General features: G+C 66.5%; 17 protein-coding genes. 2 read left to right on the top strand and 15 right to left on the bottom strand.

What is annotated here, in order from left to right:
- Nucleotides 1-27 precede the first annotated feature (27 nt).
- From VPH46_RS05395 to VPH46_RS05465, 15 genes are all read right to left on the bottom strand, one after another.
- Nucleotides 28-771: an SDR family oxidoreductase gene (locus VPH46_RS05395; RefSeq protein WP_416609550.1), complete on the bottom strand. Its 744-nt coding sequence runs from the start codon at nt 769-771 to the stop codon at nt 28-30.
- Complete coding sequence (locus VPH46_RS05400) at nt 768-1820, bottom strand: zinc-dependent alcohol dehydrogenase (RefSeq protein ID WP_416609552.1); 1053 nt, start codon at nt 1818-1820, stop codon at nt 768-770. The genes VPH46_RS05395 and VPH46_RS05400 overlap by 4 nt, the downstream gene beginning before the upstream one ends.
- 39 nt (nt 1821-1859) lie before the next feature.
- A complete protein-coding gene (locus tag VPH46_RS05405; RefSeq protein WP_416609554.1) occupies nt 1860-2600 on the bottom strand; it encodes an SDR family oxidoreductase in 741 nt (246 codons plus the stop codon).
- Between the two features lie 2 nt (nt 2601-2602).
- The gene (locus VPH46_RS05410) at nt 2603-4825 is read right to left on the bottom strand and encodes a hypothetical protein (RefSeq protein WP_416609556.1); all 2223 of its coding nucleotides are present in this window, start codon (nt 4823-4825) and stop codon (nt 2603-2605) included.
- 113 nt (nt 4826-4938) lie between these two features.
- Nucleotides 4939-6009 (bottom strand): patatin-like phospholipase family protein, encoded by a 1071-nt coding sequence (locus VPH46_RS05415; RefSeq protein WP_416609558.1) that lies wholly within the window; start codon nt 6007-6009, stop codon nt 4939-4941.
- Complete coding sequence (locus VPH46_RS05420) at nt 5996-6244, bottom strand: glutaredoxin domain-containing protein (RefSeq protein ID WP_416609560.1); 249 nt, start codon at nt 6242-6244, stop codon at nt 5996-5998. The genes VPH46_RS05415 and VPH46_RS05420 overlap by 14 nt, the downstream gene beginning before the upstream one ends.
- Nucleotides 6245-6470: 226 nt before the next feature.
- Nucleotides 6471-6923, bottom strand: a complete 453-nt coding sequence (locus VPH46_RS05425) for a DUF2243 domain-containing protein (protein ID WP_416609562.1) — start codon at nt 6921-6923, stop codon at nt 6471-6473.
- Nucleotides 6924-7208: 285 nt separating this feature from the next.
- Nucleotides 7209-8087, bottom strand: a complete 879-nt coding sequence (locus tag VPH46_RS05430; RefSeq protein WP_416609564.1) for a formate/nitrite transporter family protein — start codon at nt 8085-8087, stop codon at nt 7209-7211.
- Between the two features lie 4 nt (nt 8088-8091).
- Complete coding sequence (locus VPH46_RS05435; RefSeq protein WP_416609566.1) at nt 8092-8757, bottom strand: HAD family hydrolase; 666 nt, start codon at nt 8755-8757, stop codon at nt 8092-8094.
- Between the two features lie 91 nt (nt 8758-8848).
- Nucleotides 8849-9706 (bottom strand): type 1 glutamine amidotransferase, encoded by an 858-nt coding sequence (locus VPH46_RS05440; protein ID WP_416609568.1) that lies wholly within the window; start codon nt 9704-9706, stop codon nt 8849-8851.
- 79 nt (nt 9707-9785) lie between these two features.
- A complete protein-coding gene (locus tag VPH46_RS05445) occupies nt 9786-10547 on the bottom strand; it encodes a DUF72 domain-containing protein (protein WP_239555376.1) in 762 nt (253 codons plus the stop codon).
- Between the two features lie 23 nt (nt 10548-10570).
- Nucleotides 10571-10900: a hypothetical protein gene (locus VPH46_RS05450; RefSeq protein WP_416609570.1), complete on the bottom strand. Its 330-nt coding sequence runs from the start codon at nt 10898-10900 to the stop codon at nt 10571-10573.
- Nucleotides 10901-10908: 8 nt separating this feature from the next.
- Nucleotides 10909-11694 carry an SDR family oxidoreductase gene (locus VPH46_RS05455; RefSeq protein WP_416609572.1) on the bottom strand — a complete coding sequence of 262 codons (786 nt, stop codon included), beginning with the start codon at nt 11692-11694 and terminating at the stop codon, nt 10909-10911.
- Between the two features lie 89 nt (nt 11695-11783).
- Nucleotides 11784-12659 (bottom strand): alpha/beta fold hydrolase, encoded by an 876-nt coding sequence (locus tag VPH46_RS05460; RefSeq protein WP_416609574.1) that lies wholly within the window; start codon nt 12657-12659, stop codon nt 11784-11786.
- Between the two features lie 57 nt (nt 12660-12716).
- Nucleotides 12717-13514 carry an SDR family oxidoreductase gene (locus VPH46_RS05465; protein ID WP_416609576.1) on the bottom strand — a complete coding sequence of 266 codons (798 nt, stop codon included), beginning with the start codon at nt 13512-13514 and terminating at the stop codon, nt 12717-12719.
- Nucleotides 13515-13765: 251 nt separating this feature from the next.
- Between VPH46_RS05465 and VPH46_RS05470 the strand changes: the two genes are divergently transcribed.
- Together VPH46_RS05470 and VPH46_RS05475 are read left to right on the top strand one after the other, a co-directional pair.
- A complete protein-coding gene (locus VPH46_RS05470; RefSeq protein WP_416609578.1) occupies nt 13766-14056 on the top strand; it encodes a hypothetical protein in 291 nt (96 codons plus the stop codon).
- Nucleotides 14057-14204: 148 nt separating this feature from the next.
- Nucleotides 14205-14765: a DUF421 domain-containing protein gene (locus VPH46_RS05475; protein ID WP_416609580.1), complete on the top strand. Its 561-nt coding sequence runs from the start codon at nt 14205-14207 to the stop codon at nt 14763-14765.
- Nucleotides 14766-14844: the final 79 nt, after the last annotated feature.

Below are 14844 nucleotides of genomic sequence, written 5' to 3' on the forward strand. Positions count from 1 at the left end.
CAATCGCCTCGCTCGAAGGGCGACGCCCTAGTAGATCTTCTGGTGCAAGGGCTCGATGCGCAGCGTTACGACATCCACGCCGCGGGGCCGCGTCGCCGCATAGAGGATGGCATCGGCGACCTCGGCCGGCGGCAGCATCTGGAATTCCTCGATGAAGCGGCTGCGCTCCTCGGCCGAATAGGGCTGCATCGCGGATCCGATCGCACCGGGTTCGATCAACGTCAGGCGGATGCGCTCCGGCATCAGCTCTTTGCGCAGCGTCTCGGCAAAGGAGGCGACGCCGCCCTTGGCGGCATTGTAGACGCTCTCCCCCACCGCCTTGATGTGGACGCTGATCGAGCCGACGAGCACGATCATGCCATGGTCGATCCCGGCCGCGCGGATCCGCTCGATGGCGGCGCGGGTGCAGCCGACATAACTCGCAAGGTTGCTTTCGAGCACGTAGCGCCAGCCCGCATCGTCCATTTCCATGAGCGGTCCCGATCCGACGCCGGCACAGGCGATGAGCATGTCGAGACCGCCAAGCTTCTCGTCCACCGCCCCGAAGAGCGCAGCGCTGCCCGCACTGGTCGAGAGATCGGCCGCGAAGGCGTGGAGCGGTGCGCCGCGGCCGAGCTCCGCCGCCGCGCCGGCAAGGTCCGCCTCCGGGCGATCGGTGATCAGGATGTGCGCCCCTGCCGCGATCATGCGGGCAGCGACCGCCCGGCCGACACCACCGGCACCTCCCGTGATCAGGACCCGCCTGCCCGCAAGGATCGACGCGTCGATCACAAGGTGATCGCCACGAAGACCGCGCCGGTTTCCTGCTTGCGATCGGCCGTGTCGAAGGCCTCGTTGATGCGGTCGAGCGGGAAGCGATGGGTGATCAGTTTCTTCACGTCGATGCGTCCCTTCGCGATCAGGTCCAGCACCATCCCCTGTTCGCGATAGATCTGGTGCATGGCAAAGCTGGCGCTGGGGATCAGCTGGATCTCGGACATCTGGATCCGCTGCCATTCGAGCGGGATCGCGATCTCGCCCGCATCGAAGCCGCCGACGATCACGACCTTGCCGGCACGGCGCACCATCCGGGTGGCTTGCGGCAGCGTCTGGGGCATCGACTCGCCGCCCGCGCATTCGAAGACGATGTCCACGCCGCGTCCGCCGGTGAAGGCCTTCACCCGCTCGACGGCATCCTCGGTGGCGCTGTTCACCACCGCATCGGCGCCCAATTCCCGTGCCAGTTCGAGCGCGCTCTCCACCACGTCGCAGATGATCACGTCCGCGCCGCTCGCCTTCGCCAGCATCATCTGCCCGAGGCCGATCGGTCCCGCCCCGATCACGGCCACCCTGTCGTTGATGCCGAGCCCAGACAAATGCTGCGCGTGCAGGCACACCGAAAAGGTGTCGATCAGCGACGCTTCCTCGAAGCTGACATGGTCAGGAAGCTTGTAGAACTTTTCGGCCGGGCCGGCGACATATTCGCCATAGGCACGCGACACATATTGGGTCCGCACGTCGTAGAGGTGCTCGCAGACATTGTAGCGCTGGATGCGGCAATAGTCGCAGACGCCATCGCCCATCACCGTCTCGATCACGACGCGATCGCCCGGCTTCACATTGGTGACGCCCTCGCCAACTTCGACCACTTCGCCGGCCAGTTCATGCCCCATGATGTGGCATTCCAGCTCCGGCTCCTGCTTTTTCCAGTGCCGCAGGTCGGTCCCGCAGATGCCCGCCACACGCACGCGTGCCAGCACGAAGTTGGATGCGGGCAGGATCGGCCGCTCGACCTCGGTGACGGCGAACGTGCCTTCGGCAGTCTTGAGTGCAGCCTTCATCGAGCGGCCGGCTCCTTGTTGTGGGATGGGGCGGGAAGCTCAGCTCGTCTTCTGCACGCGAGGTTCGATCCGCAGATTGACGACGTCGCAGGCGGAGGAGCGGCTGAGAACGAAGAGGATCGCCTCGGCGATCTCCTCGGCCTGGAGCATCTCCTGCTTGGCCACCGCTTCCCGCTTCTCTTCCGGGCTGCACTCCTGCATGTCGGTGTCGACCGAGCCCGGCTGGATCACGCTGACCTTGATGTTCCTGTCCGCGACTTCCTTGCGGAGGGTTTCGGCGAACGCCTGAACCCCGGCCTTGGTCGCGGAATAAACGCTCTCGCCCTCCGCCTTGATCTCAGTGCTGATCGAGCCGACGAAGAGCAGGTGCCCGCCGCCCTGTGCCTCCATCCGCGTCATCGCCGCCTTGGCCGACGCAAGGTAGCCGACCAGGTTGGTCTGGACCACGTAGCGCCAATCTTCGTCCGCCATCTCGTCCAGCGGATCGGCGCCCAGTGCCGCGCAGGCGACGAGCATGTCGACGCCGCCGAGCTTCTCGTCGACTGCCTGGAAGACGGCGTCGATCCCCTCCTTCGTCGCTGCGTCCGCGGTGATGCCGAACAGGTCCGGCCCGCCGCCGGCGCTTGCGAGCGCCTGGTCCAGCGCCTGCTGGTCTCGCCCGAAGGTGAGGACACGCGCGCCTTGCCCGGCAAGAAGCGTGAGGGTCGCGCGACCGATGCCGGTGGTACCGCCCGTCAGAAGGATGCGCTTGCCCGCAAGCGACGTATGCTCGATCGCCATGTCTATTCCCAGCTGAGGACGATGCGGCCGTTGGCCGGCACGTTGTAGTCGGTGCGATCTTCCGAACTGCTGTGTGGGCGGACCGAATCGCCACCCGCGGTGGTAACGCTGCTTTTGGGAAGCTTGCGCCGCTTGAGCCGCACGAGCCGAAGATTGGCGGTGCAGGTCTCCACCCCGTCGAGGATGATCGTCACGGCGCGCTCACCGGTCCGCTCGATCCGCCGCAGCAGATAGTCGCAGTATATCCGGAAGGGTGCACCCTCGATGTCGTGGAAGGCTCGCGATGCGAAGATGAACGCAGCGCCGGCGCCATAAACCTCCTGGCCCACCTGCCCCGCCTGCTGCCCGTCCGGATACAGGTCTTCCAAGGGGAAGGAGAGCTTCGGGTCGACGTGCCCGTTGGACTCGCGCTGCTGGTCCGCCACTGCCTCGGCCGGCAGTGCGTCCGGGTAATAGTACCAGGCACGCGACAGGACGTATTTGCAGTATTCGCTGATCAGCATGCGCGCTTCGAGTTCGAGTTCCGGGCCGCTGTCGTTCAGGAACCGCTCGAACGCGACGAAGGTGTCGAAGCATTCGTACATCGCCATATACGGGGCATCCTGAAGACATGTTACCCCGAGGAAGGTCTCGTAGCTCTCGGCATGGCCGATCTGGCTGTCCCACAACACGCTGTTGTGGAAGAAGCTCGCGAGATAGACGTAGCTTTGCTGGAGATAGACTTCGCGGTCAGTGATCCGCCAGAGGCGCATGCAGGCGGCGGCGCCCCAGGCGGTCAGATTGGCCTGGTAGTTGATGTTGAACCTCAGCCCAATTGCCGCCTCGATCGCGGCCCGCGCCTCGTCCAGGTAGCGCTTGTCATCGGTCAGCTCGAACGCCTGCAACATGACCCAGGCGTAAATGCCGCCCACGTCGGTCTGCCCCCGCCCGTCGGCAGGCGCGGTCTTCTCGATGATGGAGAAGTCGGTGACGTTGTACTGGATCGGCCAACGGTAATCGAAGTGCTGCGCGGCCCGAATGCCGTACTCGAGCGAGGACAGGAACAGCTCCCGCGCGTCGGTGTCGCCGTCCAGCGCCAGGATGCCGAGGTTGAGCAGCGGGTGGTACAGGTACCAGCTGTCGACCGCGTCGGCGTCCTTGTCCTTGCCGACGTTGGGAAGATAGCGCCGCAGTGTAGCGAGCTTCGGATCGTAGAACTTCTGCAGGCCCGCCTTCAGTTCGGCTTCCAAGGGATGCGGTTCGCCCCGCCACTTGCCCCAGTCGTGCAGGGCGGTGATCACCGACATCTGGACCATGATGTCGGGATACTCCGCTGCGGTATACGGATGGACGTAGCGGTGCCCATAGTGGCGGATGGTTGCCTCCGGCGCCTCGTCCAGGTCGCGGGCAGCCCGTTCCGCTCGATCCGCCCAGTCGCGATATTGAACTGGCGGAAGCTCCAGGGCCTTGTAGGCGGTGCCCAGCATCTGGATGAACTGGCGTGCGGACTCCCGTTCGTCCGGCGGTGCCATGTAGCGGAACACCACGATCGCGTCGGAGATCGTGACGGTCTTGCCCGCCTCCAGCGCCGCGGAAGCCGGATCCTGGTCGCGCTCGGGCGTCGGCAGGAGATAGCCGAGTTCGGGCCATTCCCCGCCCACGACGCCATCCGGCTTGGTGCCCGTGTCGCGGTAGTAGTCGTTCAGCGCGGTGAGGTTCTGGAAGTAGAGAACATTGCCGAAGTCCGGCTCCTCGATGCGGAAGTAGATCAGCCCGCCGTTCAAGCCCCGCTGGGCCGCTTCGACCGTGCCGCTTGCGGCAACCGGATCATCCTCGCGCCCGAGGGGGTAGAGGTCCCGCGGCGCAAAGGGGATGAGGATCGACGTTTCAGGGGTCAGGCAGACGGTGATGCGCAGGATCTCCAGCGCCTCCGACCCGATCGCGAAGACGATGTGGTGTTCCCCCATGCCGCTGGTCACCCGAAGGCGAGCGGATTCGCCGGGCCGGGCATCCAGCACCTCGCATTCGAACGGTGCGGCGATAAAGGCGGCCCGCAGCGCGAGCCCCCCATTCCCGGGGCGTCGCACGAGCGCGAAGACACCGTCGGGGGCGGCGACCACCTCCACCTCGAGTTCACCCGATCGGAACCGGGCAAGCGGCTTTCTAGGGCGACGAAGATCTTCTCGCAGCGCCAGGAAGTAGGGGCTGACTGGCAGCATCTCCTTCGAGATCGCCGTTGACGCCATCAACACCTCCCTCTTCTGCGTTGCGATGCCCTCCAATCCCGCCAGCAATCGGGTTGTTCCCAAAGAAAAGGAAACTTGCGACGAATAGCTGGAACCTTCTAACGTACGTTAGTTCAAGCAGAAACCTCGCCGTCACCGGCAGCATCGTGAATGGTGAGATCGTCCTGCCCGCGGGTGAATTCGCCGGACCGCAGCCGATGCACGAGTGCGTCGCCGTCCCGGCGTCCGCTGTTCCACCGCTGCAGCACCGATCGCGGGGAGAAGTCCATCGCCTTGCCGGCGACCTCTTGCTCCTGATCACGATAGGCCGTGGTCACCAGCGCGACCGGGCGGCACGTCTCCCGCCCCGGGCAGCCACTCTCGTAAAAGGCGCGCCAGCGCGAGAGCGTCCTGCGGGACTGCGCCGCAAAGGCGAGATCCTGCATCCGCCCGGCAACCTCACCGATGGTCTTGGGCCGGTTCGAGGAGAGCGGAAGAAGGTCCGACGCGATGCACAGGATCGGCGTGGAACCGGGGTCGAGCATCACCGGATCGATCGGGAGGTTCATCGACAGTCCGCCGCCTCCGAGGAGGCGGCCGTCCACCTCCACCGCCGGATAGGCGGTCAGCAGGGCTGCGCTCGCGCGGATATGGTCCGCCGACAGCCGCTGCCGGGTGGTATCCAGCAGAACCTCCTCACCGGTTTCGATGTCGACCGCGACGGCCGTCATGCGCATCGGGCCGCGGTTGAGCAGGTCGAAGTCGACAAGATCCCGAAGCGTGCTGCTCAGCGCCTGCGTGTCGTAAACGGCGGGCGACCCGGCGGCCCCGTCCCCCTGCCGCCACGCGGGATAGGAGCCGAGCGGCCCGAACAGTCCGGCGCGACCCGTCAGAAGCGTTTCCACCACGGCACCGGTCCGGCGCCAGCCTTCCGGCAGCATGTCCCACGGCATCGGCCAGCCCTGCTCGTCCGCCGGCCGCCAGAGCTTGCGGAGGCGGTCCAGCCGATCCTCCGGGGCATTGCCTGCGATGATCGCGCCCGTGACCGCGCCGATCGAGGTGCCGACGACCCACTCCGGCTCAATGCCGGCATCGTGGAGCACCTCATACAGGCCGGCATGATAGGCGCCGAGGGCGTTGCCGCCGCCAAGCACCAGGACGATCTTCAGGTCCTGGATTTCGGGGTGGGGCTCAGTTGCTGGCAAGGAAGCGCTCGAGATCGTCACTGCCGCCGATCCGTTCCCCGTCGATGAACACCTGCGGCGTGGTGGAAACGCCCTGCTCCTCCTTGTACCGGTCCACTTCCTCGCGGGACCGGAGCAGATGGTCTTCGACCTCGTAGCCGGCGGCCTCCAGCATGGCCTTGGCGCGTAAGCCGAAGGGGCAGGTGTGTTCCGGCAGCACCATGCGGTACAGCGTTGCCTTACGTTCCGTGCTCATCGGTGGGCTCCTTTGCGTCGTCGGCCGAAATCCTGTTCGGCGGACGGGATGCTAGGGACGGCTCTTCGGCGCGGGCTCGACAGGCCACGATCGTTCATCGCGGGCATCTTGGGGATTCCTTGTCGCGACAGAGAGGGAGTGGCTGAAGGGCCGCTCGTCCAGTCCAGAACGCAACGCGGTCGGAAACGTTGCGCCTGCTCCGAGGTGTGGCCGGCATTCGCTGCCCTCAGCGGCGCCGACACAGCCACCAGCCGACCGCGACCATCCCTGCTCCCCAGAGCAGGAAGAGGCCGTCCCACACGGAGAGCCCGGCCGGTTCATAGACGTGGTGAAGTTGAAGCAGGTGGTGGTCGATCAATCCTTCAACCAGGTTGAACAGGCCCCAGCCGATCAGCAGGGCCCCGCTGAAAAGGCGCCCAGACAGGTCGGCGTCGCGCCGCCGCCCAGCGCGCCAGAGAAGGGCGATGCCGATGGCCGTGAGCATCCAGACGCCGGCGTGGAAGAAGCCGTCCCACACCATGTTCACCTTGGCGCCGACATAGTCGGTGTTCGGAATCCGGCCGGAAAGCATGTTGTGGAACTGCAGGATCTGATGGAACAGGATCCCTTCCACGAAGCCGCCCATGCCCATGCCGAGTGCGAGGCCGGCGGACAGAAGCGGGCGGCGGCTGGCAATCATGACCGGGACCTTTCCTCAGGCTCCCGCAGGACCAGAGCGATCACTGCGAGCAGGAGCGTCAGCGGCAACGCGACCGCGCAGGCATTCCACCACAGGTCGCCCGCCAGCAGGCGTTCGCGCACGGACGTCGCCTGGGGCGAATGACACAGGGTGCATGCGAGCGCCGGCACCGGGAGGAGCGCCGCGGGCGCCAGGACGGCGATCCCGGCGAGGTGCCTGAACCTTGCTGCCATCCCGTGCAGACGCGTGGCCGGCCCCCAGGGTTCCGGCGCTCAGGAACTGCCGCTATTCGCCCTCGCCCGGATCAAGCTCCCCGTGCACTTGGCCATGGGCGAGCACCGCGAACAGGCCGGTGCCGCCGATGATGTTGCCCAGCAACGACGGCAGGATGATGCGGCCGATGGCGCCCGAAAGCCCCAGCTCTCCTTGCAGCCACAGCAGCCAGGCCTCTCCCGATCCGGCGACCACGTGGCTGAAGCCGCCCAGCGCGATCACATAGGTGATCAGGACGATTACCCAGAACTCGCTGCCTTTCGCATTTGGCAGGATCCAGGCGATCGACGCCACCAGGAAGCCGGCCGGCATGCCCAGCATCAGCGTCGTCATCGCATCATGCCGGAGCACCGAGCGCGAGACCTCCAGCGTGGCGGAGAGTTGCTCCGGCCCGACGATGATCTGGTGGGCGATGAGCAAGGCGACGAAGAAGGTGCCGATCAGGTTGGCAACCAGGACGGTGACCCAGAGACGAAGCAGCCGGGCAAGGTTCCGCCGTGTCGGGTGGGTGGCGAGCGGAAGCACCGCCGTCACCGTGTTCTCGGTGAACAGTTGCAGGTTGCCCAGGATCACGATCACGTAGCCGACCGAGTAGCCGAGCGAGGAGATCAACTCCGCCCAGGGTTCCTTGGGCAGCTTCTCCTGCAGGAACGCCTCGGCCAGGATCGACGCGCTGAGGCCCACCCCTGCCGCAAAGCCGGAGAAGATCAAAGAGGCCAGCGGCCTTCCGAGCTCCTCGTCGCCCTGAAGCCGGATGACCTCGTGGACGACCTTGGGCGAGCCCGACCGGCGCTCGTCGACGGAATCGACCTCCTCCTCGGTCAGACCTTCCACGGGCTCGGCCTCTGGACTGCCCTTGCTTTTCAGGTCCTCGTCGCGCGAGCCGGACATTTGCTCAGCGTCCCAACGGGGAGCGGTCATACTCCGCCAGCAGCGCCGCGACATCGTCGTAGATCGCGATCGCGCCTGCTTCGCGGAGCGTCTCCTCGGGGAACTTGCCGGATAGCAACGCGATGGTCGCGATGCCGCATTTGCTGGCAGCCTCCACGTCATAGGGGCTGTCGCCGACCACCAACACCTCCTCTGCGGACAATGGCGCCACCTTCTTCAGGGCAGCCGCGAAGATGTCGGGCGCCGGCTTGGTATGTTCGACATCCCCGGAGCTCGTGGTCGCCTGGACGAGGTCGCGCGCATCGAGCAGGTCGAGGTAATGACCGACCTCCTCGGCCGACGCGGACGAGGCAAGCACCACCGTCTGCCCCGCCGCATGGACGCGGGCGAGCAGGTCATGCGCGCCGGGAAAGGGCCGCACCTGTTCCAGCAGGTCGGGCTTGAAGACCGCGCCATGCGCCTCCCCGAGCTTTTCGATCAGGCCCGCGTCCGCATCGGGGATGAGCGTCGGCACCAGCATGTCCTTGCCCTTGCCGATCTGGCCGTGGATGGTCGCGCGGTCGAAATCGGCTTCGATGCTCCGGAATGCTTCCTCCCAGGCGAGCACGTGCATGTCGTTGCTGTCGACCAGCGTCCCGTCGACGTCGAAGAATACGGCTCGATATTTCACGTAGGACAGCTCCCTTCCGGAAAGGTGATGGCGCCAAAACCGAGGCTCAACGCACGAACGCACCGGAAGGACCGGCGAATGTCGGCCCCGCTCAGGCGCGACCCCGGGCGGAGCGGGTCGGCAGCACCAGATGAGTGAGGAAGTTGCGCAGCTCCGTCATGCGCGCAGGCGCATCCGTCACCTGCTCGTTCAGTCCGAGCCGCCAGGCGAGATCGCGCCGTTCGGGCTCCCGGTGCAGCCCCTCCACCAGTGCCGCATGGCTTTCCACGTCCAGTTCGTCCCGAGCGAGGCCGTGTTCGATCAGGTCTTCCGACTGGCGGCGGAGGGCAGCGGCGACTTCGCGCAACGAAATTTCCGGATGATATTGCACGCCCCAGAAGATGCCGTTCCCGTGGCGGATCTCGGCTGCCTGGACGCGCGTCACCGAGTTCGATGCCAGCAACCGGGCACCCTCGGGAAGCGCATCGACTTCGTCGGTGTGGATCGCCGGCGCATCGAAGACTGGCGGGCGCCCGTCGAGGAGGAGATGCCCCTCCCCCGCCGGTTGGCGCGCGATCCGGCGTGCGAAGCCCGCCTCCCGCCGCTCCTGCATCGCGCGAACCGTGCCGCCAGCCGCAACCACCGCAACCTGCAGTCCGGCGCAGGAGCCGAAGGCAGGCGTGCCGGACTGGAAGACCGCCCGCATGAAGTCGACCTCGCGTCGCGTCTCGGGCGTGTCCTCGTACAGATGCAGCGGCGAACCGGTGAGAAACACCGCATCATAGCCCTCCAGCCCCACGGCATCGGGCACGCAGCTTCCGCGGTCGGCCGGCTTCACGCGGTCACAACTGGCGTCCGGCGCCAGGTCGCCCAGGCGCTTGAGGAAGGTCTCGCCGGAACTGCGGCCGACACTGTCCCGCCGCTTCTCGCGGGCGGCGGGCGGCTCACTCTCGGCGACAAGGATACGCATGGACGCTCGCGGACAACAGGGGATGGGAACGGGCGGCGGACAGGCTTGCCCTGCCAGGTCGAAGGAGCTGAAACGTCAACTATCCCAAATGGTTGCCCCCCAAGCCCTGGATCCGATCCTTATCGGTTCCAAAGGACTCGGTGAGCTGCAATGCGTTGGGAAGCGCCGCGCCGGACGCCGTGTTGTCGAAGATCGCCCAGCACTCGGCGGCGGCGGTGTCCGCCTCGGCCATTGCGTCGTGAAGGCGAGTGATGGCGGTCCCGTCGTACGAGGACCGATAGATGACCGGCGACCCGTGCAGCCGGAAATAGGCCATCCCCGCCCATCCACCCGGCTCGGCCGCGCGGGGATGAACCGCAGGGTCGGCAGCCACGCGCGCGACTGCATGGTCGCGGAGCAGTCGCTCGGCCGCTTCCTCGAACCAGCTGGGATGCCGGGGTTCGCAGACGATGGCCGGCCCCAACCGCGCGGCCAGTTCCGTGAAGAATGTGGCCGCAACCGCCGGCTCGAATGCAAGGCTGGGCGGCAGTTGCACGAGCGTCGGCCCGCGATTGCTGCCGAGGCCCGCGACCTCGTCGGCGAAGCGCCCCAGCAGATCGCCATAGCCGGCCAGCTTGTGCTGATGGGTGATGGTCTTCGGCAGCTTGACCGAGAAGCGGAAGTGCGGCGGGACGCTCGCCGCCCACCGCGCGTAGGTGGAGGGACGATGCGGGCGATGGAAACTGCTGTTGATCTCCGCGGCGTCGAACCGGCGCGCGTAGCGCTGGAGATGGGTTCCCTCGCCCGGCACCGCTTCGGCGGCTTCGCGCGGGATTGACCAGCCCGCGGTACCGATCCGCAACCGCGCCGCTGTGCTACCCGGCCCTAGAGCGTCCATATGCGATAGCAGCGGATCAGTATCTCTTCCTGCGAAAACCGGGCTTCCAGGTCGCGCCGGTACCGGGCCCACCAGTCCCGGTCCACGTCATCGACCATGACCTCTGCCGTGATCATCCGATCACGGGCGGTGCCGTCGCCGCGCCCCTCCGCCCAAAGCCCCTCGGCCGGACTCCGGCTGAACAGCGTGACGCCACCGAACGCCTGCAGAAGCTCATCGCGCACCCGGTCGAACATCTCTCGTGCGAAGGGGGCACCTTCATTCGACGTAGTCGGAAGGAAGAGCTCGACGAGCCAGCGGGGCTGCAGATCGTCCACCAATGCCCTCACCCGACCAGCAGTGATTCCGCGCCGTCGATCCAGACGGGTGTGCCGCTGATGTGTCGCGCCTGATCCGAAAGCAGGAAAAGGACGAGGTCCGCCACTTCGTCAGAGGTGCCGGGCTCCCCATCGGTCAGCGGGATCTTCCCTTCCGGATACTCGACCGGCTCGCCCGCGACCGCCGCGTCGCGGTGCGTCGTGCTCTCCTCGATGTCGGTTTCGATCTGCCCCGGGCAGATCACGTTCACGCGGATCCGGAACTTGGCGAGTTCCAGCGCGAGCATCTTTGCCATCGCGACCTGCGCCGCCTTGGTGCAGCTGTAGGCGGTCGCGCCGGCGTTCGAGAATATCCGGGTGCCGTTCACCGATGCCGTGATGACGATGGCCCCGGCACCCGCACGCTTCAGGTGCGGGACGGCATAGTGGAGCGTGAGATAGGTGCCCCGCAGATTGGTGTTGATGGTCCGATCCCACTCGTCGGGCCCGAGTTCGTCGATCGGCGCCCAGACGCCGTTGATGCCCGCGTTCGCGAACACATGATCGAGCCGCCCATAGTCGCGCACGAGATCGGCGACCGCAGCCTTCACCTGATCCTCGGCCGAGACATCCGCGACGAGCGGCAGGGCGCGACCGCCTGCATCCGCGATCTGGCGGGCGACCTGCTGCGCATCCTCGGCGGTGTGGGTCAGCACCCCGACTGCGCAGCCTTCTTCCGCCAGCCGCAAGGCAACGGCCTTGCCGATGCCCGAGCCCGCGCCGGTTACCAATGCCACCTGTCCCGAAAAGCGCATGCCGTCAGCCCCACTATCCAAGCTTGTGACGTCCGAACGAACCCGGAGGCGCTTCTATCCCGCCCCGCCAGCCGGTCGTGGCGACCGGTTCAAGATTGGAGGTGATCGAGGATCCGCGCCGTCACCCGCTCGGGTTGCTCGAGATGCAGCCAGTGGGTCGCATCCTCCAGGATCTCCAGGCCCCCCTGCTCGCACTGCCCCAGGCTCGCACGTGCGACATGCGGCTCCAGGAAGCTGTCCTTTCCGCCCCAAAGGATACGCGTGGGCACCCCGATCCGCGCCGATCCGCCCGACCTTCGATGCCGAAGCGCGCGATAGTAGTTCAGCATGGCGGTAAACCGCCCCGGCCGCTGCCAGGCCTGCATGTAGCGGTCGAGCGCTCCCGCCTCGAATGCGCCGGGAGCGGCCGAGCCCTCCATCATCGTGCGCAAGCCTGCAAAGTCGAAGCTTCCGAACACGGCTTCGGGCAGCCACGGAAGCTGGAAGAACATGGCATAGCTGCTCCGCAGCGCCTGGGTCGGGTGCTTGAGCGCCTGCGCTCCCCATACGTCCGGATGCGGCGCGTCGAGGATCACCAGCTTCTCGACATGGCCGGCGTGGCGAGCCGCGACCCACCAGGCGATCACCCCGCCCCAGTCGTGGCCAACGAGCTTGAAACGCGGCACGTGGAGAGCCTCGGCCAGGGCAACCACATCGGCTGCCAGCACGTCGAGGTCGTAGGAGGCGAGACCCTGCGGTGCCTCGCTCAGATTATAGCCCCGCAAATCCGGGACGATCACCCGGAAGCCAGCGTCGGCCAGGGGTTGGATCTGCTTTCGCCAGGCCCACCAGAACTCCGGGAACCCGTGCAGCAGGATGAGCGGCTGCCCGTCTCCCGGTCCGGCCTCCACGACATGCAACTCGATGCCGTTCGCCCGCACCTGCCGGCTTGTCCAACCCGCGGCGATCCATTCGTTTTCGGTCATGCCGGCTCAAGCCGCGGGAACCAGAGGAGTTCCCGCGCTCGTAACCGACCCCGCGCGTCAGGGGTTCCCCTTGCCCCCATTCGCGCCGACCACGCCGCCGGTGGTGAAACTCGAATCGTCGGAGGCGAGAAGCACGTAATGCGCCGCCAGTTCCGCTGGTTGGCCGGCGCGTCCCAGAGGCGTGTCCTTGCCGAACTCACCGAGCTTGCCGGGCAGTTGCCCACCGGCGACCTGCAGCGGCGTCCAGAACGGGCCCGGCGCGACCATGTTGACGCGGATCCCCTTCTTGGCGAGCTGCTTGGCGAGGCCCTTGGTGAAGATCAGGATCGCGCCCTTGGTCGAGGCATAGTCGAGCAGTTCCTCGCCCGGATCATAGCTGTTCACCGAGCCCGTGTTGATGATCACGGCCCCGGGCTTCAGGTGCGGGATGGCGCTCTTGCTGAGGCGGAAGGTCGCGAAGATGTTGGTCTCGAACGTCCGGACCATCTGCTCGTCGCTGATCTCCGAGATCTCGGCCTTGCTTTGCTGGTAGGCGGCATTGTTGACGAGGATGTCGAGGCCGCCCAGCCCTTCCACTGCGCGCGCGATGATGCGCCTGCAGTTGTCGAGGCTGCGAATGTCCATGGGGATGGCCACTGCCTTTCGCCCCGCCTCGCGGATCAGGGAGACGACCTCGCGGGCATCCGGCTCCTCGTCCGGGTGGTAGTTGATGGCGACGTCGGCACCTTCCCGGGCGTAGGCGATGGCTGCCGCACGCCCGATGCCGCTGTCGCCGCCGGTGATCAGCGCCTTCCGGCCCAGGAGCTTGCCCGAGCCCTTGTAGCTGGTCTCCCCGCAATCGGGCCGCGGGCTCATCTTGCTCTGCAGGCCGGGCCAGGGCTGGCGCTGCTCAGGGAAGGGCCCGGCTGTATATTTGCTCCGCGGATCCCGCAGCGGAGCCGGTGCCGCGCCCGGGCCTGCGCTCTGGGCCAATCCGGGAGCGGCAGTCGCCGCCAAACCCAACGCCGCCCCGCCAAGCAACGCCCGGCGCGAAGGTTCGCCTGTGCTCACTGTCTGTCTCCTGATTGGGAAAACCCCGAACGGGCGGCAGCATCAAAGGTTTCGCGATGCTGGGACAAGGATCGCCCCAACCCGAAAACCGCGACATCGATGGCGCAATCCACGGCATCTGTGCGTTGACCGGATACACACGGAGGTTCGCAATGAACGAGCGCAAGATCAGCAACGGCCCGAACGAACGCGCGCGGGACGAAAGCGTCGCGGGGACGGGTCCCGGCATCCCTGACGAAGCCCTTGCCCCCGGCGAAGCGCTTCCGGCCGCGCCTTCCGACGAAGAAGTTCAGCGCGTCGCGGCAAAGCTCGGAGTAGCGGGGACAGCTGAGCGCAAGGACGATTGATCGGGCCGATCCGGGTCGACGGTCTTTACACCTTGCTCCGGAGCTCCGCTCGCCCGCAGCCCGGTCGCCCTTCTATTTTCCTGCCGGCCCGCACTGCGGCCCGCTTCCCGCGTTAAGCGATCGGATTGGCAGCAGGAAAGGGAACGACGTGGACTGGGCAGAACTGTTGCTGGGCATCGGGCGTGAGGCGCAGGCGCTTTCGGCCGGGCAGATGGCCTGCCGCGCAGTCGTCCTCTATGTCGCCACGCTCGCGATCGTCCGCATCGGGAAGAAACGCTTCCTCAGCCGGGCGAGCGCGTTAGACGTAATCGTCGGCATCGTCATAGGATCGATCGCCAGCCGCGCGATCACCGGCAACGCGCCCATCCTGCCATCACTTGCAGCCATCGCCGCCGTTGTCGCACTGCACTGGCTGGTCTCGGCCGTTGCGGTGCGGTGGCATGGCTTCGGGCATCTCATCAAGGGACGCGACGAGATCCTGATCCGCGAAGGCATCGTCGACGAGCACATGCTCCGTGCCGCCCATATGACAGACCGTGATCTCAGCGAGGCGCTGCGCGAGGAAGGTGTGGCGGACCCCGCAAGCGTGAAGCAGGCGCACCTTGAACGCAACGGCAAGGTCAGTGTGATCAAGTCGGAAGGCGGCGCCAAGATCGTCGACATCGCCGTTGCGCCTGGGGTGCAGACGGTGCGGATCGAGATCAACTGACGCTCCTCCGGTCGATCGGTCCGATGCGCGGGAACCCGTCCGCAGTGCCGTGGATTCCAGTTCTACCTAGGAGGCAGGA

Origin of the sequence: Sphingomonas sp. MJ1 (PH-R8) (genome assembly GCF_048058635.1) — a bacterium.
In the GTDB taxonomy this organism is placed as follows: Bacteria; Pseudomonadota; Alphaproteobacteria; order Sphingomonadales; family Sphingomonadaceae; genus Sphingomonas.

Excerpts from the sequence above, each read along its gene's own strand:
- VPH46_RS05425 (WP_416609562.1), bottom strand. The coding sequence starts at position 6,923 with ATGATTGCCAGCCGCCGCCCGCTTCTGTCCGCCGGCCTCGCACTCGGC.
- VPH46_RS05410 (WP_416609556.1), bottom strand. The coding sequence starts at position 4,825 with ATGGCGTCAACGGCGATCTCGAAGGAGATGCTGCCAGTCAGCCCCTAC.
- VPH46_RS05470 (WP_416609578.1), top strand. The coding sequence starts at position 13,766 with ATGCTGGGACAAGGATCGCCCCAACCCGAAAACCGCGACATCGATGGC.
- VPH46_RS05405 (WP_416609554.1), bottom strand. The coding sequence starts at position 2,600 with ATGGCGATCGAGCATACGTCGCTTGCGGGCAAGCGCATCCTTCTGACG.
- VPH46_RS05465 (WP_416609576.1), bottom strand. The coding sequence starts at position 13,514 with ATGAGCCCGCGGCCCGATTGCGGGGAGACCAGCTACAAGGGCTCGGGC.
- VPH46_RS05420 (WP_416609560.1), bottom strand. The coding sequence starts at position 6,244 with ATGAGCACGGAACGTAAGGCAACGCTGTACCGCATGGTGCTGCCGGAA.
- VPH46_RS05455 (WP_416609572.1), bottom strand. The coding sequence starts at position 11,694 with ATGCGCTTTTCGGGACAGGTGGCATTGGTAACCGGCGCGGGCTCGGGC.
- VPH46_RS05400 (WP_416609552.1), bottom strand. The coding sequence starts at position 1,820 with ATGAAGGCTGCACTCAAGACTGCCGAAGGCACGTTCGCCGTCACCGAG.
- VPH46_RS05460 (WP_416609574.1), bottom strand. The coding sequence starts at position 12,659 with ATGACCGAAAACGAATGGATCGCCGCGGGTTGGACAAGCCGGCAGGTG.
- VPH46_RS05440 (WP_416609568.1), bottom strand. The coding sequence starts at position 9,706 with ATGCGTATCCTTGTCGCCGAGAGTGAGCCGCCCGCCGCCCGCGAGAAG.
- VPH46_RS05430 (WP_416609564.1), bottom strand. The coding sequence starts at position 8,087 with ATGTCCGGCTCGCGCGACGAGGACCTGAAAAGCAAGGGCAGTCCAGAG.